The organism is Pseudomonas sp. Ag1, from assembly GCF_000278565.1.
Classification (GTDB): domain Bacteria; phylum Pseudomonadota; class Gammaproteobacteria; order Pseudomonadales; family Pseudomonadaceae; genus Aquipseudomonas.
Genome location: NZ_AKVH01000094.1, coordinates 20,892 through 40,938, shown reverse-complemented (window position 1 = coordinate 40,938; position 20,047 = coordinate 20,892). Strand labels below are relative to the sequence as shown.

The 20,047-nt window shown below is 61.6% G+C and carries 17 protein-coding genes; 13 read left to right on the top strand and 4 right to left on the bottom strand.

Going from position 1 to position 20,047, the window contains the following annotated elements:
• Positions 1–133: 133 nt before the first annotated feature.
• Positions 134–1,189 carry a biotin synthase BioB gene (bioB, locus tag A462_RS19200; RefSeq protein ID WP_003211072.1) on the bottom strand — a complete coding sequence of 352 codons (1,056 nt, stop codon included), beginning with the start codon at positions 1,187–1,189 and terminating at the stop codon, positions 134–136.
• Positions 1,190–1,278: 89 nt separating this feature from the next.
• On the opposite strand from bioB, the gene A462_RS19205 reads away from it, so the two are divergent.
• The 5 genes from A462_RS19205 (at position 1,279) to rarD (ending at position 7,039) form a co-directional block, all read left to right on the top strand.
• Positions 1,279–2,016: a ComF family protein gene (locus A462_RS19205; RefSeq protein ID WP_008434366.1), complete on the top strand. Its 738-nt coding sequence runs from the start codon at positions 1,279–1,281 to the stop codon at positions 2,014–2,016.
• A 57-nt stretch (positions 2,017–2,073) separates the two neighbouring features.
• Positions 2,074–2,838 (top strand): TOBE domain-containing protein, encoded by a 765-nt coding sequence (locus tag A462_RS19210; protein ID WP_008434365.1) that lies wholly within the window; start codon positions 2,074–2,076, stop codon positions 2,836–2,838.
• 71 nt (positions 2,839–2,909) lie between these two features.
• Positions 2,910–4,808, top strand: coding sequence for a PhoX family protein (locus A462_RS19215; protein ID WP_008434364.1), 1,899 nt, complete (start codon positions 2,910–2,912; stop codon positions 4,806–4,808).
• Positions 4,809–5,001: 193 nt separating this feature from the next.
• Complete coding sequence (locus A462_RS19220; RefSeq protein ID WP_003211077.1) at positions 5,002–5,976, top strand: serine/threonine protein kinase; 975 nt, start codon at positions 5,002–5,004, stop codon at positions 5,974–5,976.
• Between the two features lie 178 nt (positions 5,977–6,154).
• Complete coding sequence (rarD, locus tag A462_RS19225) at positions 6,155–7,039, top strand: EamA family transporter RarD (RefSeq protein ID WP_003211079.1); 885 nt, start codon at positions 6,155–6,157, stop codon at positions 7,037–7,039.
• Positions 7,040–7,261: 222 nt separating this feature from the next.
• On the opposite strand, the gene A462_RS19230 is transcribed toward rarD, so the two are convergent.
• Positions 7,262–7,780 (bottom strand): glycine cleavage system protein R, encoded by a 519-nt coding sequence (locus tag A462_RS19230; RefSeq protein WP_003211081.1) that lies wholly within the window; start codon positions 7,778–7,780, stop codon positions 7,262–7,264.
• Between the two features lie 420 nt (positions 7,781–8,200).
• Here A462_RS19230 and A462_RS19235 point away from each other — a divergent pair, with 420 nt between their 5' ends.
• A complete protein-coding gene (locus tag A462_RS19235) occupies positions 8,201–10,378 on the top strand; it encodes a malate synthase G (RefSeq protein ID WP_008434363.1) in 2,178 nt (725 codons plus the stop codon).
• Between the two features lie 44 nt (positions 10,379–10,422).
• Here A462_RS19235 and A462_RS19240 read toward each other — a convergent pair whose 3' ends face one another.
• Both A462_RS19240 and A462_RS19245 read right to left on the bottom strand, forming a co-directional pair.
• The gene (locus tag A462_RS19240; protein ID WP_008434361.1) at positions 10,423–10,851 is read right to left on the bottom strand and encodes a hypothetical protein; all 429 of its coding nucleotides are present in this window, start codon (positions 10,849–10,851) and stop codon (positions 10,423–10,425) included.
• Positions 10,852–10,985: 134 nt separating this feature from the next.
• On the bottom strand, positions 10,986–11,432 hold the full coding sequence (locus A462_RS19245; RefSeq protein WP_003211086.1) for a response regulator: 447 nt from the start codon (positions 11,430–11,432) through the stop codon (positions 10,986–10,988).
• A 246-nt stretch (positions 11,433–11,678) separates the two neighbouring features.
• Here A462_RS19245 and A462_RS19250 point away from each other — a divergent pair, with 246 nt between their 5' ends.
• The 7 genes from A462_RS19250 (at position 11,679) to A462_RS34615 (ending at position 20,028) form a co-directional block, all read left to right on the top strand.
• Positions 11,679–13,601, top strand: coding sequence for a putative nucleotidyltransferase substrate binding domain-containing protein (locus tag A462_RS19250; RefSeq protein WP_003211088.1), 1,923 nt, complete (start codon positions 11,679–11,681; stop codon positions 13,599–13,601).
• On the top strand, positions 13,598–14,305 hold the full coding sequence (locus A462_RS19255; protein WP_008434358.1) for a 3'-5' exonuclease: 708 nt from the start codon (positions 13,598–13,600) through the stop codon (positions 14,303–14,305). Before A462_RS19250 ends, A462_RS19255 begins: the two co-directional genes overlap by 4 nt.
• A gap of 259 nt (positions 14,306–14,564) precedes the next feature.
• Positions 14,565–15,083, top strand: a complete 519-nt coding sequence (locus A462_RS19260; protein WP_008434356.1) for an RNA polymerase sigma factor — start codon at positions 14,565–14,567, stop codon at positions 15,081–15,083.
• Positions 15,080–16,048, top strand: a complete 969-nt coding sequence (locus tag A462_RS19265) for a FecR domain-containing protein (protein WP_008434354.1) — start codon at positions 15,080–15,082, stop codon at positions 16,046–16,048. The genes A462_RS19260 and A462_RS19265 overlap by 4 nt, the downstream gene beginning before the upstream one ends.
• Before the next feature lie 211 nt (positions 16,049–16,259).
• A complete protein-coding gene (locus tag A462_RS19270) occupies positions 16,260–18,689 on the top strand; it encodes a TonB-dependent siderophore receptor (protein WP_008434352.1) in 2,430 nt (809 codons plus the stop codon).
• Positions 18,690–18,751: 62 nt separating this feature from the next.
• Entirely contained in the window at positions 18,752–19,855 is a 1,104-nt protein-coding gene (locus tag A462_RS19275; protein WP_003209218.1) for a PepSY-associated TM helix domain-containing protein, read from the top strand.
• Positions 19,852–20,028 carry a hypothetical protein gene (locus A462_RS34615; protein ID WP_003209216.1) on the top strand — a complete coding sequence of 59 codons (177 nt, stop codon included), beginning with the start codon at positions 19,852–19,854 and terminating at the stop codon, positions 20,026–20,028. The genes A462_RS19275 and A462_RS34615 overlap by 4 nt, the downstream gene beginning before the upstream one ends.
• Positions 20,029–20,047: the final 19 nt, after the last annotated feature.

The window sequence follows — 20,047 nt, the reverse complement described above, 5'->3', positions numbered from 1 at the left end:
TGAACGCAGTCAAAAATGTGGGAGCGGGCTTGCTCGCGAAAGCAGTGGATCAGTCAGCTTATGTATTGGCTGACACACCGCCTTCGCGAGCAAGCCCGCTCCCACATTTGGATGGCATTCCAAAATGGACTTATCAAACAGCCGCGTTATAGAACTGCTCGCTGCTCTTCTGCTCCACCAGCGCCTGCTCGATCGCCGCCTGGTGCACTTCATCGGCGTGCTCTTCACGAGCTTCCGGCAAGATGCCCAGGCGCGAGAACAGTTGCATGTCCTTGTCCGCCTGCGGGTTGGCAGTGGTCAGCAGCTTGTCGCCGTAGAAAATCGAGTTGGCGCCAGCAAAGAATGCCAGGGCCTGCATCTGCTCGTTCATCGCCTCACGCCCGGCCGACAGCCGCACATGGGACTGCGGCATCAGGATGCGCGCCACCGCCAGCATGCGGATGAAGTCGAACGGGTCGATGTCGTCGGCGTTTTCCAGCGGCGTGCCGGCAACTTTCACCAGCATGTTGATCGGCACCGATTCCGGATGCTCCGGCAGGTTGGCCAACTGGATCAGCAGGTTGGCGCGGTCGTCCAGGGACTCGCCCATGCCGAGGATGCCGCCGGAGCAGATCTTCATCCCCGAATCACGCACGTACGCCAGGGTTTGCAAGCGCTCACCGTAGGTGCGGGTGGTGATGATCGAACCGTAGAACTCCGGCGACGTGTCGAGGTTGTGGTTGTAGTAATCGAGGCCGGCCTGGGCCAGGGCTTCGGTCTGGTCCTGATCGAGACGGCCGAGGGTCATGCAGGTTTCCAGGCCCATGGCCTTCACGCCTTTGACCATCTCCAGCACGTAGGGCATGTCTTTGGCTGACGGATGCTTCCAGGCGGCGCCCATGCAGAAACGGGTCGAACCGATGGCCTTAGCGCGAGCGGCCTCTTCGAGGACCTTCTGCACTTCCATCAGCTTCTCTTTTTCCAGGCCGGTGTTGTAGTGGCCCGACTGCGGACAATATTTGCAATCTTCCGGGCAGGCGCCGGTCTTGATCGACAGCAGCGTGGAAACCTGGACGCGGTTAGCGTCGAAATGCGCGCGGTGCACGGTCTGCGCCTGGAACAACAGGTCGTTGAAGGGCTGCACGAACAGCGCTTTGACTTCGGCTAAAGACCAATCGTGACGCAGGTTGGCAGTGATGCTGGCGCTCATGGGCGATTCCTTGATTATGCTTTGGCAAGCCCTGTGGGAGTAATACCCACAGGTACGACACGGATGCTCGGCATATTTAAGGAAGATTCATGCACTGTCAACTTGAGAACAAACACGAGGTTTACATCTGGTTAAAAAGCAACCAAACCTGTTTAATCTGCGATGAAAGCAGCGGAACGGCCGATCCTGTCTGCAGCGCCTGCGAAACCGAGCTGCCCTGGCTGATGGAACATTGCGAGGTGTGCGCACTGCCGTTGCCGGCGACGGGCCTGGTGTGCGGCCAGTGCTTGAAGCAACCTCAGGCGTTCAAGCAGGTCGTCGCGCCGTGGACCTACAGCTTCCCCATCGACAGCCTGATCAGCCGTTTCAAGCATCAGGCCCGCTGGCCGCTGGGGCATCTGCTTGCGCACCTGTTGGGACAATTCCTGCAACACCGCTATGAAGATGCCGCGCTGGCTCGCCCCGACTGCCTGCTGCCCGTGCCCTTGGCCCGCAAACGCCTGCGGGAACGGGGCTTCAACCAGGCGGCGATGCTCGCCCGCTGGCTGAGTGAGGACTTGAACATTCCCTGGGATGAGCACCTGCTGTCACGGCCGCGTGAAACCGTGGCGCAGCAAGACCTGGACGCCAGGACCCGCAAGCGCAACCTGCACCAGGCCTTCGCCCTGGCCGACGGCGCGCAAGTCAAAGGCCGGCACTTGGCGCTGATCGACGACGTACTGACCACCGGCGCCACCGCCAGCAGTCTCGCCCGCCTGTTGATGGATGCCGGCGCCCGACAGGTGGATGTGTATTGCCTGGCGCGTACGCCCAAGCCCGGCACATGACTTGACTCGCGGGCGTCCTGCCCGCAACGTCAGCCCATTCCATCGAAGCGTGTAACCATGTCCCTGCCAACCCTCTTGAGCCAACACATCGTCCGTCGCCCGCAGCGCATTGCACTGCTGCAACATATTGCCGAACAAGGCTCCATCACCCGCGCCGCAAAGAGTGCGGGGCTGAGCTACAAGGCGGCCTGGGACGCCATCGACGAACTGAACAACCTGGCGCAAAAGCCGCTGGTGGAACGCAGCGTTGGCGGCAAGGGCGGTGGCGGCGCCAGGTTGACGGCCGAGGGTGAGCGGGTATTACGCCTTTACCAACGCCTGCAGGTGTTGCAAGCCCAGGTGCTGGATTGCGCCGAAGACGCCAGCGACTTCAACCTGCTGGGCCGCCTGATGCTGCGCACCAGCGCACGTAACCAGTTGCACGGCCGGGTGATCGCCATCGACAGCCACGGCCGCAATGACCTGATTCGCCTGGAGCTGGCCGCTGGGCTGCGCCTGGATGCGCAGATCACCCACGACAGTACCTTGCGCCTGGAGCTGGAGATCGGCACCGAAGTCGTCGCCCTGATCAAGGCCGGCTGGCTTGAAGTACTGGCCGTCACGCAGGCAGCAACACCTGGACACAATTGCCTGGAAGGAAAAATCGAGGCCATTCTCGATGCCGAAGACGGCCCCAGCGAGGTGCGGATCACCTTGCCCAACGGCCAGGTTCTCTGCGCCCTGGCCCGGCCCGACGCGCTTGCGCAGATCCATGCCGCCGAAGGCCTGCAAGTGAAGGTGCAGTTCTCCCCCAGCAACGTCCTGCTGGGCACTCCGGTGTAGCGCTTCAAACTGCAACAATTTCGTCACGACTGCTCCCTAAGGTGGCTGCAAAAACCCGCAGGGAGCCTGAAATGAGCCTATTAGAAGAAAACCAAGCCACCGACCTGGAACAGATGGTCGGCCTCACCCGCCGGCGTTTTATCGGCGCCGGCGCCCTGTGCGGTGCCGCGATGTTCCTCGGCGGCAACCTGCTGACCCGCAGTGCCCTGGCGGTCAACGCCGCGTCGAACAGCCCGTTGCTGGGGTTCGCCAGCATCGCCTCGGCCACCAGCGACACCATCACCCTGCCGCCCGGCTACAGCGCTTCGGTACTGATCAGCTGGGGCCAGCCGCTGCACAAGAACGCGCCGGCCTTCGACCCCAGCGGCAACGGCACCGCCAAGGCCCAGGAACAGCAGTTCGGCGACAACAACGACGGCATGAGCCTGTTCGCCTTCCCCGGTGACGACAACCGCGCGCTGATGGCGATCAACAACGAATACACCAACTACCGCTACCTCTACGCCCACGGCGGCGCGCCGCAGTCGGCCGAAGACGTGCGCAAGGCGTTGGCCAGCGAAGGCGTGTCGGTGATCGAAGTACGGCGCAAAGGCGACACCTGGCAGTTCGTCCAGGACTCGCGCTACAACCGGCGCATCCACGGCAACTCGCCAATCCGCTTCGGCGGCCCTGCGGCGGGCCATGCCTGGCTGAAAACCAGCGCCGACAAAACCGGCAAAAAAGTCCTCGGCACCTTCCAGAACTGCGCCAACGGCAAGACCCCGTGGGGCACGTATCTCACCTGCGAAGAGAACTTTACCGACTGCTTCGGCAGCAGCAACCCGCAACAGACCTTCGACGCCGGGCAGAAACGCTATGGCGTGGTCGCCGCCAGCAAAGACATCAACTGGCACCCCCACGACCCGCGCTTCGACATGGCCAAGAATCCCAACGAACTCAACCGCCATGGCTGGGTGGTGGAAATCGACCCGTTCGACCCGCAATCCACACCGGTCAAGCGCACCGCCCTCGGCCGCTTCAAGCATGAAAATGCTGCGCTGGCGGAAACCCGCGACGGCCGCGCCGTGGTGTACATGGGCGACGACGAGCGCGGCGAGTTCATCTACAAGTTCATCAGCCGCGACAAGATCAATCACAAGAATCCCAAGGCCAACAAGGACCTGCTGGACCACGGCACCTTGTATGTGGCGATTTTCGACGCGGGCGACGGCAATGCCGACCATCCCAAGGGCCAGGGCCAATGGGTCGAGCTGACCTACGGTAAGAACGGCATCGACGCCAACAGCGGTTTTGCCAGCCAGGCCGAAGTGCTGATCCACGCGCGCCTGGCCGCCAGCGTGGTGAAAGCCACCCGCATGGACCGCCCGGAATGGATCGTGGTCAGCCCCACCGACGGCCAGGTGTATTGCACCCTGACCAACAACGCCAAGCGCGGCGAAGACGGCCAGCCGGTGGGTGGCCCGAACCCGCGGGAGAAAAACGTCTACGGGCAGATCCTGCGCTGGAAGGCCAACGCCAACGACCATGGCGCGCCGGACTTCAGCTGGGATTTGTTCGTGGTGGCCGGCAACCCGACCGTGCATGCCGGCACGCCAAAAGGCGGCTCGTCCAACATCAACCCGCAGAACATGTTCAACAGCCCGGACGGCCTGGGCTTCGACAAGGCCGGGCGGTTGTGGATCCTGACCGATGGCGACTACAGCAACGGTGGCGACTTTGCCGGGATGGGTAACAACCAGATGCTGTGTGCCGACCCGTCGACCGGTGAAATTCGCCGGTTCATGGTAGGGCCCGTGGCCTGTGAAGTGACCGGGATCAGCTTCTCGCCGGACCAGAAAACCCTGTTTGTGGGGATTCAGCATCCGGGGGAAACCGGTGGGTCGACCTGGCCGGAGCATCTGCCAAATGGCAAGCCACGGTCCTCGGTGATGGCGATTCGTCGGGATGATGGCGGGATCGTCGGCGCCTGATAAGGCCTCTTCGCGAGCAAGCCCGCTCCCACATTTGACCGCATTCCAAAGCCAGGACTCGGTTTAATGTGGGAGCGGCGGTGCGACGATTCGACTTGCTCGCGAAGGCGTCAGAACAGTCACCACCTATCCACCCCTGGGTGCGTTACCATACCCGGCCGGACGCGGCGCCCTGCTGCGCGCAGGAGTTCGCATGGCACACCCGTTTGAAACACTGACCCCTGACCTGGTGCTCGACGCAGTCGAAAGCATCGGTTTCCTCAGCGACGCCCGCATCCTCGCGCTCAACAGCTACGAAAACCGTGTCTACCAGGTCGGCATCGAAGACTCCGAGCCCTTGATCGCCAAGTTCTATCGGCCGCAACGCTGGACCAACGAAGCGATCCTCGAAGAACACAGCTTCACCTTCGAACTGGCCGAGTGCGAAGTGCCGGTGGTGGCGCCGATGATTCACAACGGTGAAAGCCTGTTCGAGCACGCGGGTTTTCGCTTCACCCTGTTCCCGCGCCGTGGCGGACGCGCACCGGAGCCGGGCAACCTCGACCAGTTGTATCGCCTCGGCCAATTGCTCGGCCGCCTGCATGCGGTCGGTTCCACCCGCCCCTTCGAACACCGCGAAGCCCTGGGCGTGAAGAATTTCGGTCACGACTCCCTGAACACCCTGCTGGAGGGCAATTTCATCCCTCGCAGCCTGCTGCCAGCCTACGAGTCCGTGGCCCGCGACCTGCTCAAGCGTGTGGAGGAGGTCTACAAGGCCACGCCCCACAAGAACATCCGCATGCACGGCGATTGCCACCCCGGCAACATGATGTGCCGCGACGAGATGTTCCATATCGTCGACCTCGACGACTGCCGCATGGGCCCCGCCGTTCAGGACCTGTGGATGATGCTCGCCGGTGATCGTCAGGAATGCCTGGGGCAACTGTCGGAATTGATGGACGGCTACCAGGAATTCCACGACTTCGACCCGCGCGAACTGGCCCTGATCGAACCCCTGCGTGCCCTGCGCCTGATGCACTACAGCGCCTGGCTTGCACGGCGCTGGGACGACCCGGCGTTCCCCCACAGCTTTCCCTGGTTTGGCAGCGAACGTTACTGGGGCGACCAGGTGCTGGCGTTGCGCGAGCAGTTGTCGGCGCTCAATGAAGAACCCTTGAAACTGTTCTAACGCACACCACAATCCCCTGTAGTAGCTGGCTTGCCGGCGATGCAAGCGCCTCGGTGTATCAGTGGAACCGAGGTGAAGCCATCGCCGGCAAGCCAGCGCCTACAGAAAAGCACATCCCACTGACTGACAAATATCCTTACAATCGCGGCTTTGTTAGCTGCCTAAGCAAGGATTCTGCATGCAAGCCGCCAACCCCCGTCGCGGGTACATATTGGGCCTGAGCGCCTACGTCATCTGGGGCCTGTTCCCGATCTACTTCAAGGCCATCGCCAGCGTTCCCGCCGCAGAAATCATCGTCAACCGCGTGCTGTGGTCGGCGCTGTTCGGCAGTCTGCTGCTGATAGTCTGGAAACACCCGGGCTGGCTCCGAGAACTGCGGGACAACCCCAGGCGCCTGGCGATCCTGGCCCTGAGCGGCACCTTGATCGCGGCCAACTGGCTGACCTATGTGTGGTCGGTGAACAGTGGCCGCATGCTGGAGGCCAGCCTGGGTTACTACATCAACCCGCTGGTGAACGTGCTGCTGGGCATGGTGATCCTCGGCGAGCGCCTGCGCCGCCTGCAATGGGTGGCCGTGGGCCTGGCAGCGGTAGGTGTGGCGCAACAGGTATGGCAAGTCGGCAGCCTGCCGTGGGTATCCCTGGTCCTGGCGGCGACCTTTGGTTTCTACGGGTTGATCCGCAAGCAGGCGCCGGTCAAGGCATTGCCCGGGCTGGTGGTGGAAACCTGGATGCTGGTGCCGATTGCCATCGCATGGTTGCTGTTCAACCCCTCGGCCCACAGCGCACAGATGGAATTCTGGAGCACCTCCGAAGCGTGGTGGCTGGTGGCCGCAGGTCCGGTGACGCTGATCCCGCTGGTGTGTTTCAACGCCGCCGCACGGCATTTGCCCTACACCGCCCTGGGCTTCCTGCAATACGTGGCGCCCACCCTGGTGCTGCTGGAAGCCGTGCTGTTATTCAACGAACACCTGGCACCCGCCACGCTGATCGCCTTCTGCTTTATCTGGGCCGGCCTGGTGGTTTACAGCATCGACGCCTGGATGACTGTGCGGAAAAACTGATCAAATAACGTACAAACCTCTGCAAGCCACGGCCGGTGTGGCTTGCAGGCATTCACCCCAAGGTTATCCACAGCCTGGTCCCCGGCGTTTGTGCACAAGCCCTTGAAACTGTTCGTTTTTTAGCCAGCCGGCGAAGAGCCACGGCCCGCCTGGGCCGGACGCGGGTCTCTACAGGTTATCCACAGGCCCATGCAAGATTTCCATGCATAACCTTGTGGGCAACTATTCCTCGCTGCGTAGTTCCAGTTCCACCATCAAGTCGTCGGCCAGGGTTTCCAGCGCCGCCTGCAAGGTTTCCAGCGGCAGCGTCAACGGCACCGCCAGCAAGGCTTCGGCGTGGAACAGCAGGTCGCTGCTCATGGGCGCCGGGCGCACGTCGGTGATCAAGCGCTCCAGGTTGACACCCTGCTTGCTGAGCAGCGCGGTGATGTCGCGAACAATCCCCGGCCGGTCGTTACCGACCAGTTCCATCGCGATGGGTTGCGACTCGCTGGGGGCGAGCGAACTGCTTTCGCCCAGCAGCACGCGAATGCCGTGGGTGGACAAGTCTTCCAGCGCGCCAATCAAGTCCAGCCGATTTTCCGCCGGCACGCTCACCCGCAAAATCCCGGCAAACTGCCCGGCCATGTGCGCCATGCGGCTTTCCAGCCAGTTGCCGCCATGGGCGGCGATGCATTGGGCGATGCGTTCGACCACACCGGGTTTGTCCGGGGCGATGACAGTCAGTACGAGATGGTCCATGGTGTCGTCCTCTTCTTATGAAAATCAGGTAGGAACCAGGCGTTCCCCTCGTACCTACCAAGGTGGACTCAGGTAGCCACGAAAACAAATCGTGTACCATTTTTATATTTATATGGAACAATCCAATAGTTTTTTGAGAACATCCCGTACCCCACTGTGACCGTACGACCAAAGTGGGTCGCTAAACGACGTATTTAGTCTAATTTTCACAACCGCAACTCATCATGTAGTATGCCCAATCGCGCACTACATAACGTTAGGTCGATGTCTGCCAAGGCAACCACGCACCGCGACGCAGCCCGCCCAGCCGCCTTCTACGGCATGTACTGGTGCAGCGTGTTCACGGTTTACATGGCCAGAGGCTTCATTGGTAAATTGAAAAGCTGAAAAGCGCATAAGCTCCGCAGAGTGAGGCAAGCAATGACTGAACACGTTCAAGTCGGTGGCCTGCAGGTCGCCAAAGTCCTGTTCGACTTCGTGAACAACGAAGCCATTCCTGGTACCGGCATTACCGCCGACCAGTTCTGGGCCGGTGCCGACAAGGTCATCCACGACCTGGCGCCGAAGAACAAAGCCCTACTCGCCAAACGCGACGATTTTCAAGTGCGGATCGACACCTGGCACCAGGCACACGCCGGCCAGGCACACGACGCCGTGGCCTACAAAGCCTTCCTTCAAGATATCGGATACCTGCTGCCAGAAGCCGCGGATTTCCAGGCCTCGACCCAAAACGTCGATGAAGAAATTGCCCACATGGCCGGCCCGCAGCTGGTAGTGCCGGTGATGAACGCCCGTTTCGCCCTCAACGCCTCGAATGCGCGCTGGGGTTCGCTGTATGACGCGCTCTATGGCACCGATGCCATCAGCGAAGCCGACGGCGCCGAGAAAGGCAAAGGCTACAACAAGGTGCGTGGCGACAAGGTCATCGCCTTCGCCCGCGCCTTCCTCGACGAAGCCGCACCACTGGCTGCCGGCAGCCACGTGGACTCCACTGGCTACAAGATCGTCGACGGCAAGCTCGTGGTCAGCCTCAAGGGCGGCAGCAACAGCGGCCTGCGCAGCGATGCCCAGTTGATCGGCTACCAGGGCGACGCAGCCAAGCCGACTGCCATCCTGCTGAAGCACAACGGCCTGCACTTCGAAATCCAGGTCGACGCCAGCACCCCGGTCGGCCAGACCGACGCCGCCGGCGTGAAAGACGTGCTGATGGAAGCCGCCCTGACCACCATCATGGACTGCGAAGACTCCGTCGCCGCCGTCGATGCCGATGACAAGGTGGTGATCTACCGCAACTGGCTCGGCCTGATGAAGGGCGACCTGTCGGAAGAAGTCGCCAAGGGTGGCAAGACCTTTACCCGCACCATGAACGCCGACCGCGTCTACACCGGTGCCGACGGCAAGGAAGTGACCCTGCACGGTCGTTCGCTGCTGTTCGTGCGTAACGTTGGCCACTTGATGACCATCGACGCGATCCTCGACAAGGATGGCAACGAAGTGCCGGAAGGCATTCTCGATGGCCTGCTCACCAGCCTGTCGGCGATCCACAGCCTTAACGGCAACACCAGCCGCAAGAACAGCCGCACCGGTTCGGTGTACATCGTTAAACCGAAAATGCATGGCCCGGAAGAAGCCGCGTTCACCAACGAGCTGTTTGGTCGCATCGAAGACGTGCTGAAGCTGCCGCGCAATACGCTCAAAGTCGGGATCATGGACGAGGAGCGTCGTACCACGGTCAACCTCAAGGCCTGCATCAAGGCGGCCAGCGAGCGTGTGGTGTTTATCAACACCGGCTTCCTCGACCGTACCGGCGACGAGATCCACACCTCCATGGAAGCCGGCGCGATGGTGCGCAAGGCCGCCATGAAGGCCGAGAAGTGGATCGGCGCCTACGAAAACTGGAACGTGGACATCGGCTTGAGCACCGGCCTGCAAGGCCGCGCACAAATTGGTAAAGGCATGTGGGCGATGCCCGACCTGATGGCCGCCATGCTGGAGCAGAAGATTGCTCACCCGCTGGCCGGCGCCAACACGGCGTGGGTTCCTTCGCCGACGGCGGCTGCGCTGCATGCGCTGCACTACCACAAGGTTGACGTGTTCGCCCGCCAGGCCGAACTGGCCAAGCGCGAACGTGCTTCGGTAGACGATATCCTGACCATTCCCCTGGCCCAGAATACCGATTGGTCCGAGGAAGAAATCCGCAACGAGCTGGACAACAACGCCCAGGGCATCCTCGGTTACGTGGTGCGCTGGATCGACCAGGGCGTGGGTTGCTCGAAAGTCCCGGACATCAACGACGTCGGCCTGATGGAAGACCGCGCCACCCTGCGTATCTCCAGCCAGCACATTGCCAACTGGTTGCGCCACGGCATCGTCAATGAAGCCCTGGTGATGGAAAGCCTCAAGCGCATGGCGCCGGTGGTGGACCGTCAGAACGCCGGGGATGCGCTGTACCGTCCGCTGGCTCCGGATTTCGACAGCAACATCGCGTTCCAGGCAGCGGTGGAGTTGGTGATTGAGGGGACGAAGCAGCCGAACGGCTATACCGAGCCGGTGTTGCACCGTCGGCGTCGGGAGTTCAAGGCTAAAAACGGCCTGTAAATAAAAAAGCCCTGGTCGAGAGATCAGGGCTTTTTTGCAGCGGTTTAAGAAGAACTGAGTTTATAACCGCCATTGAGAACGACGGTATTACCATCCGACTCGAACCGCACATTCAAAAAGTTACCCTTGTGCGTGAAAGCGGTACCGGTCGGGGAGCGTTCAACTTCAAGAAAGATCTTCCCTTCAGTGGGTCCGAAATAATCCTTACCGTCTGGCGCACGGTAAGTCACGCGCCTGCCCCTTGCCTCGAATTCATGAAGGCCGTTCGGCACATCGTGCCCATAATCCAGGTCAATACGCTCTTGACCTGCCCCAAGCACCGCTGTCCATGACAGGAACCCGAGGACTTCCTTGGTGCTGAAAAACCGAAACTTGCCGGGAGCAAGCACAAGAACAAAAGCATCCCCGGATTGTGCCCTCACCCTTGCGTCCTGCAAGGCCTTATCTTCAACTCGAAAAAGTTTGGTGCTCATAGCGAACTCCTGTTCATGGCTTTGTGAGGCGCTAATCGACGATCAGCACACCCCAAACCAGTAAACAGACGCTCTCAAGCTATTCCTACTGTCAGAATTGACAGTTCTTCGCGAAATCAGACCAATGGCACCGTCTAGGACGCCATCCCCAACTCCCGCTTCACCATCTTCGCCAGCTTCACGCTATCAATCGGCTTGAGCAAAAAGTCCACCACGCTCAAGTGCATCGCATCAATCACATCCGGCGCTTCGGCGTCACCCGACATGATGATGATCGGCAGCGCCGCCCGGGTGGATTCGCGCACCTGGCGAATCAATTGCAGCCCGTTGCTCGGCGTCATGCGCAGGTCGGTGATCAGCAAGCCGATGGAGCTGCTGGAACTCAACAAGTCCCATGCAGCCTCGCCGCTGTCGGCGGTCATGCAACGAATGCCGTCCAGGCCAAGAATTTCTGCCAACAGTTCGCGCGCGTCCTTGTCGTCATCCACGATCAAAACCCGTTGTGGCGGCAAATCCGGCTCCTGCATAACAGCACTCAGGGCCTCGCGCTCGGCATCACTCAAAATATCGTGGTCGGACATACGTTTCTCGGCAGTTCTATTCAATCTCCCAGCACAGAAGTCAGACATCGCCGGAAGGGCGAACAATGTGCACTTCGTCGGAAAGTTTGCCTAGTGGGCGTTCTACGGGGTTTGGACGATATTCATGTAAGGTTTTTCCCTAGTAAGTGAGGGCGAATCGCTACCTAGACTTACGTCCAATGGGCACCCGCAGCGCAGGAGTCGACCATGGGGCACGATAACGACAAAAAAACTGCGGTCATAGGTATGAGTAAAGCTGATGCTTTCACACAAGCGGGGAAAACCGCTGTGTTGCAGAACATCCACGGCACCCTGCAATTCCTGCAACGTTTCCCGCCGTTCAACCAAATGGAAAACGCCCACCTGGGATTTCTGGTAGAGCAGTGTCAATTGCGCTTCTACGGCCCCGGCGAGAGCATCCTCAAGCCCTCGGGCGGGCCGGTGGAACACTTCTATATCGTCAAGCAGGGGCGCGTAGTCGGCGAGCGGCCGGACTCGACAGAAACCACCTTTGAAATCACCACCGGTGAATGTTTTCCGCTGGCGGCGCTGTTGGGGGAGCGGGCCACCCGTACCGAGCACAAAGCCGCCGAAGACACCTTCTGCCTGCAACTGAACAAGCCGGCCTTTATCAAGCTGTTCGCCCTTTCCAGCGCGTTTCGCGACTTTGCCTTGCGCGGCGTGAGCAGCTTGCTGGACCAGGTCAACCAGCAAGTCCAGCAAAAGGCCGTGGAAACCCTCGGCACCCAATATTCGCTGAACACCCGCCTGGGCGAATTGGCCATGCGTCACCCGGTCACCTGCAGCCCGCTGACGCCGCTGCGTGAAGCGGTCACGCAAATGCACGAGCAGCAAGTGGGCAGCATTGTGATCGTCGATGAACACAAGGCGCCCCTGGGGATTTTCACCCTGCGGGACCTGCGCCAGGTGGTGGCCGACGGCACCAGTGATTTCAACCAGGGCATCGAGCGCCATATGACCCAGGCGCCGTTTTTCCTCACGCCGGACCACAGCGCCTTCGACGCGGCGATTGCGATGACCGAGCGGCATATCGCCCACGTGTGCCTGGTCAAGGATCAGCGCCTGTGTGGCGTGGTGTCCGAGCGTGACCTGTTTTCCCTGCAGCGGGTTGACCTGGTGCACCTGGCGCGCACCATCCGCAATGCGCCCAGGGTCGAAAACCTGGTGGCGATTCGCGGCGAAATCGGCCAGTTGGTGGAGCGCATGCTCGCCCACGGCGCGTCGTCTACGCAGATCACCCACATCATCACCTTGCTCAACGATCACACGGTGTGCCGTGTCATCGAGTTGACCCTGGCCGACAAGGGCGACCCGGGCGTGCCATTCAGCTGGCTGTGTTTCGGCAGCGAGGGCCGCCGCGAGCAGACGCTGTATACCGACCAGGACAACGGCATCCTGTTCGAAGCCCGGGACGCCGCCGAAGCCGCCGAGATTCGCGGGCGCCTGCTGCCGCTGGCACAACAGATCAACCAGAGCCTGGCGCTGTGCGGCTTCAGCCTGTGCAAGGGCAATATCATGGCCGGTAACCCGGAGCTGTGCCTGTCCCGGGCGGAATGGGCGCGGCGCTTTGCCGGGTTTATTCGTGAGGCGACGCCGGAGAATCTGCTGGGTTCGAGCATCTATTTTGATTTGCGGGTGGTGTGGGGCGATGAGCAAGGGTGCGAGCAATTGCGCCAGGGCATTCTCGACCAGGTGGCAGACAACCGTTTGTTCCAGCGCATGCTGGCCGAGAACGCGTTGCGCCAGCGCCCGCCGGTAGGGCGCTTCCGGGATTTTGTGTTGACGCGCAAAGGCGCCGACAAGGCAACCCTCGACCTCAAGGTGCAAGGCCTCACGCCATTTGTCGACGGTGCCCGGCTGCTGGCATTGGCCAACGGCATCAGCGCCATCAACACCCTGGAGCGCTTGCGCCAACTGGTGGCCAGGGAAGTCATCGAACGCCTTGATGGCGCCGCCTATGAAGAGGCCTATCACTTCATCCAGCAAACCCGCATGCAACAACACCAACTGCAAACCCGCGAGAACCTGCCCTACTCCAACCGCGTCGATCCCGACAGCCTCAACCACCTCGACCGGCGCATCCTGCGCGAATCCCTGCGCCAGGCCCAACGCCTGCAAGGCAGCCTGACGTTGCGGTATCAGCTGTGAGCTGGTTTGGCTGGTTGCGCAAACCCAAACCTGGCCTGGATGCGGCGCAACAACGGCGCGTCGAGCAATTGCCCACACCTGGGGAGCTGGGGGACGGATCGCTGCGGGCCCAGCGCTGGGTGGTGGTGGACCTGGAAACCAGCGGCCTGAACCTCAATCGTGACCAGGTGCTTTCGATTGGCGCCGTGGTGATCGAGGACGGCGCAGTGGACTTCTCGCAATTATTCGAGCGCACCCTGCACCGGGCCGAGACCAAGCTCAGCCCCAGCGTGCTGATCCATGGCCTGGGGCCCAGCGCCATTGCAGCGGGCAGTGACCCGGCAGAAGCGCTGATGGACTTCATGGAGTTTGTCGGCGACAGCCCGCTGCTGGCGTTTCATGCGCCCTTCGATCAACACATGCTGTGCCGGGCACTCAAGGACAGCCTGGGCTATCGCTTGAACCACCCGTTCCTGGACGTGGCCGACATCGCCCCGCTGCTGTGCCCCGACGCCAACATCCGCGAAGCCGGGCTGGATGACTGGATCACGCATTTCAAGCTGCAAGTGGGCGAGCGTCACCATGCCAGTGCGGATGCGCTGGCAACGGCGGAACTGATGCTGATTTTGTTCAGCCGCGCACGGCAGCAGCAGATCGACAGCCCGCACGCGTTACAACAGCGCCTGGGCCAATGGAAACGCCGCAAGCAAGCCCCCTCATTCTAATGGTGGCGAGGGAGCTGCTCCCGCTGGGGTGCGAAGCGCCCCCAAATCAGCCAACCCATTTCCAACTGAATAAATGCACTGCCAGGATTACGACTGCTGCGCAGCCGAGCGGGAGCAAGCTCCCTCGCCACAGTAAGCGGCATCATCATGATAGATATCATTACGCCGCCGCCCGACCAACGCCAATTGCACCCGCCTTACACCTCTGCCACAATCGCGAATAATTCTCGTTAGTTTAAACTTTCCGATCGGTGTCGCCTTGTCGTCAATCCAAAGTCCCCACAGTGAGCTTGTTGGCGCGTTGTACCGCGACCATCGCCGCTGGCTGTTGGCGTGGCTGCGACGCAACGTGGCCTGCCCCAGCCGCGCCGAAGACCTCAGCCAGGACACCTTCATGCGCCTGCTGGGCCGTGAAGAACTGCGTGAACCCCGCGAGCCGCGGGCGTTCCTGGTGGCCATCGCCAAGGGCCTGCTGTTCGATTATTTCCGCCGCGCCGCGCTGGAACAGGCTTACCTCAGCGAACTGATGCTGATCCCGGAAAGCGAGCACCCGTCCCCGGAAGAACAGCAACTGATCCTCGAGGACCTCAAGGCCATCGACCGCCTGCTGGGCAAACTCTCGAGCAAGGCCCGCGCGGCCTTCCTCTATAACCGCCTCGACGGCATGGGCCACGCCGAAATCGCCCAGCGCCTGGGGGTTTCCGTGCCGCGGGTGCGGCAATACCTGGCCCAGGGTATCCGCCAGTGCTACATCGCCCTGTATGGCGAGCCGCTGTGAGCCCGGTCAGTTCCAAGCCGGTGTCGGCGCGGGTGCTCGACGCGGCCATTGCCTGGCAACTGTCCCTCGGTTCGGGCGACGGCAGCGCCGTGGAGCAGGAAGAATTCGCCAAATGGCTGGCCAGCAACGAAGAACACGCCCGCGCCTGGCGCCAGTTGGGCATGCTCGATCAGCGTTTCAGTGTGGCCTCGGGCCCGGCCCGTGCGGCATTGCTGCAGTCGCGCGAAGGCATTCGCCGCCGCGTGCGCAAGCTCGGCAGCGGCCTGGCCAGTGTGGTGCTGGTGTGCGGCCTGGCATTGTTCGTCGGCCAGCGCTACGTGCCGCTCAACTATTGGCTGGCAGACCAGCGCACCGCCACCGGTGAACAGCGCACCCTGAAGCTGGCGGATGGCACCGTGATCAACCTCAACACCCACAGCGCCATTGACGTGCGCTTTGACGAGAAACGTCGGCTGATCGTATTGCAGGAAGGCGAGATCCTTGTCGAAACCGGCCACAGCGACGCCCGCCCGTTTTTTGTCGAAACCCGCGAAGGCAGCCTGCGCGCCCTGGGCACACGGTTTATCGTCAAGCGCGAGGAAGATGGCACCCGCCTCAGCGTGTTGCAGTCTGCCGTCGGCGCACAGCCTGAAGCGCTGCATCAAGAGCAGATCTTCAAGGAAGGCCAGCAAGTGCTGATGCGCCGCGACAGCCTCGGCCCGATGCTTGCCGTCAGCCCCGGCACCGACGCCTGGACGCGCGGCATGCTGGTGGTGGACAACGCGCGGCTCGGCGATGTGGTTGCCGAACTGAGCCGCTACCGCACCGGTTACCTGGGTGTGGATAAACAGGTGGCCGACCTGCGGATTACCGGCAGCTTTCCGTTGCACGACACCAACCTGGCACTGAACGCGCTGCTGCCGACCTTGCCGGTGCAGATTCAACAACACACGCCGTGGTGGGTGACGGTGGCGCCCAAGCCGTAGGCTCCTGTGGTGCATAGGCCATTGTCATCGCAGGCAAGCCAGCTCCCACAGGTGGAATGCGTTCCCCTGTGGGAGCTGACTTGCCTGCGATGAGGCCCTCAAAAACAGCACTCACCCACTAATCGAAATTATTTTCATCGAGCCCTATCACTTTTTGCATCTCGCTCGGCACATAGGCAATTGAGAAATATTTCCATTCAGGAGCCACCCTATGTCCCGCACGCTAGACACCTTGTTGCGCCCCAGCCTGTTGGCCGTGGCCATTGCCCTCAGCGCCCCGCTGGCCAGCACCCAGTTGCTCGCCGCCGAACAAGCGTCCAGTGTGCGCGCCTACAATCTGCCGGCAGCGTCGCTGGCCACCACCCTGAACCAGATCGCCAGCCAGGCCGGTTTGGCGCTGACGCTGAACCCGGGGTTGGCAGCGGGCAAGACTTCCGCGCCGGTAAAAGGGCAATTCGATGCACAAGGCGCATTGCGTGAAGCGTTGCGCGGGACCGGGCTGCAACTGGAGCAAAGCAGTGCAGGCACGTTCAGCCTGGTAGCGATCCCGGATGGGGTCGTGGCATTGCCGGAGACCAGCATTACCGGCCAGGCCGACGCGGAAAGCGCATGGGGGCCGGTTGATGGTTACCTGGCGACCCGCACCGCTGCCGGCACCAAGACCGATACCGCACTGGTCGAAGCCCCGCGTTCGATCTCCGTCGCCACTCGCCAGCAAATGCAGGACCGCAACGTCCAGAACCTGGATGACGCCGTCAAATACATGCCCGGTATCGTGTCCGCCAGCTACGGCAGTGACACCCGCTACGACTGGATGCGTGTACGCGGCTTCGAACCCACCCAGTTCCTCGACGGATTGCCGCTGCCACGCGGCGTGTATGCCAACCCGAAAGCCGAAACCTGGAACCTCGACCGCCTTGCGCTGCTGCGTGGGCCGGCCTCGTCGGTCTACGGCCAGACGCCACCGGGTGGCCTGCTGGATATGGTCAGCCGCCGCCCCAGCGCTGAATCGAGCAATGCCATCCAGGTGCAGTACGGCAGCGACAACTACCGCCAGATCAACTTCGCCAGCACCGGCAAGATCGATGATGAAGGCCAGTTTCTCTACGGCCTCAGCGGTGTGGTGCGCGACGCCGGCACCCAGGTCGATCACATCGACAACAAGCGCTACAACATCGCCCCCAGCCTGACCTGGAATATTGATACCGACACCAAGCTGACGTTCCTGTCGCAGTTCACCCGCGACGATACCGGTGCTACCAGTCAGTTCCTGCCCATTGTCGGCACCAAGATCAAATCGCCGCTGGGGGACATCTCTCATCACAAGAACCTCGGCGACCCGGACTACGAGTACTACGACCGCACCTACTACGCGCTGGGCTACGCCTTCGAGCATCGCTTCAACGATACCTGGCAGTTCAAGCAGAACCTGCGTTACACCAAGTCGGAGCTGGCTTTCCAGCAGCTGACCGTGGGTTCCTACGGTTACTCGACCATTGATGCCGAGGGCAATACCAGCCGCTCGTCGACCAACGTGGACGAAAACATCGGCCAGTTCGCCGTCGACAACAATTTCCAGGCTGACTTCGCCACCGGTGATATCACCCACACGCTGTTGCTCGGCCTGGATCACCAGCGCACCGACACCTCGTACCTGTCGATCTTCGGTGACGGCGGCACAGTCAACCTCTACAACCCCGTCAACACCAAGCCGGTGGTGCGTCCGGCGCGCTCCACCGCTTATTACGACTACAACCAGAAAACCATCCAGACTGGCCTTTACGCCCAGGACCAGATGGCCCTGGACCAGTGGCGCCTGACCCTCGGCGGGCGTGAAGACTGGGTGCACCAAGGCACCACCTACTTCAACAAAAACGATGCAACCAATACCGACCGCAGCAAGAACTTCAGTGGCAACGCCGCGCTGAGCTATGTGTTCGATTCGGGCTTCGTTCCGTACCTCTCCTACGCCGAATCGTTCCAGCCAGCGAGTAACGCCAGCGTCTCGCCAACCGAGTCGTACAAACCCACCGAAGGCAAGCAATGGGAATTGGGGGTCAAGTACCAGCCACCCGGCTCAAATACCCTGCTGAGCGCTGCGGTCTATGACCTGACCCAAAAGAACGTGCTGGTTACCAGCTTCGGTGCCGGTGGCCAGTCGATCACCGACCAGACCGGCGAAGTGAAGGTCAAGGGCCTGGAATTGGAAGCCGTCTCTGACGTGACCGAGAACCTTAAGGTCATCGCGGCATACACCCTGGCCAAATCCGAAGTGCAAAAAGGCCAATACAAAGGCAACCGCCTGCAACTGATGCCAAACCAGCAAGCCTCACTGTGGACCGACTACACCTGGCACGCCGGTGTGCTCGACGGTTTCGGCATTGGCGCGGGTGCCCGCTACACCGGCAATACCTATGGCGACCAGGGCAACACCTGGCTGGGCAAGGCCAATGCCTACACCGTGTTCGATGCCTCCGTGCATTACGACCTCGGCCGCCTGGACAATAGCCTCAAGGGGGCTTCGGTGAAACTGAATGCCACCAACCTGTTCGACAAGGACTACATTTCCACCTGCGATGCTTCCTACTGCTACTACGGCGACCAGCGCAGCGTCGTCGCCAGTGCCACCTACCAGTGGTAATCGGCTGAGTTAACAACCGGGCCGCCCCCGTGGGCGGCTTCGGTGTGTCTGAAGGCTAGAAAATGAAAAGCAAAACCATCCGCCGCTGGTCCTTCATCCACACCTGGACCAGCCTCGTCTGCACCGTATTCCTGCTGCTGCTCGCCCTCACCGGCCTGCCGTTGATCTTCCACCACGAGATCGACCACCTGCTGGGCAACGAACCCGAGCTGGCACAGATGCCCGCCGATACCCCACAGCTGAACCTCGAACAGCTTGTTGCCAAAGCCCAGGCCCATCGCCCCGGCGAAGCCATGCAATACCTGGCCTGGGACGAAGACGACAAGAACGGCGTGATCGCGATCATGGCCGCCACCGCCGGCACCGAACCCAATTCCTCCCACACCTTCATGCTCGACGCCCGCACCGGCGAGGCCGTGGAAACGCCTTCGGCCAACGGCGGGCTGACGATGTTCCTGCTGCGCCTGCACGTCGATATGTTCGCCGGGCTGCCGGGCAAGTTGCTGCTGGCGTTCATGGGCATTCTGTTTGTGCTGGCGATCATCTCCGGCACGGTGTTGTACCTGCCGTTCATGCGCCGGCTGAAATTCGCCACCGTGCGCCAGGACAAATCCACGCGCCTGCGCTGGCTCGACCTGCACAACCTGATCGGCGTGGTCACCCTGACCTGGGCGCTGGTAGTGGGCGTGACCGGCGTGATCAGCGCCTGCGCCGACCTGATCATCGCCGCGTGGCGCACCGACAGCCTCAGCGCAATGATCGAGCCTTACAAAAACGCCCCGCCGCTGACCCTGCGCGCCCCCGCCACCGACCTGCTGACGATTGCCGCCAAGGCCGCGCCCGGGATGGAGCCGGACTTTATCGCGTTCCCCGGCACGCGTTTCTCCAGCGAGCATCACTACGCGGTGTTCATGAAAGGCAGCACCCACCTGACTTCACACCTGCTGACGCCGGTATTGATCGACGCCAGCAACCTGCACGTCACCGCCATCGCCGAACGGCCGTGGTACATGGACGCCATGGGCATGTCCCAGCCGCTGCACTTTGGTGACTACGGCGGCATGCCGATGAAGATCCTATGGGCGGTGCTGGATGTGCTGACCATCATCGTCCTGGGCAGTGGCGTGTACCTGTGGCTGGTGCGGCGCAAGGCGGCCAAGTCATGAAGCCGAGGCAATCGAGTTTCTGGAAGGTATTCGGCATTCCGCTGGCCATCGGGTTGTTGAGTGCTGCCGGATTGTTTGCGGCATTGCTGGGGGACGGCTTGTGGGATTCGCTGAGCTGGGTGGGGCTGGGCATTCCGGCCGCCATAGGTAGCTGGGCGTTGCTCAAGCGTTGAGATAGATTAGCGCTGCCCT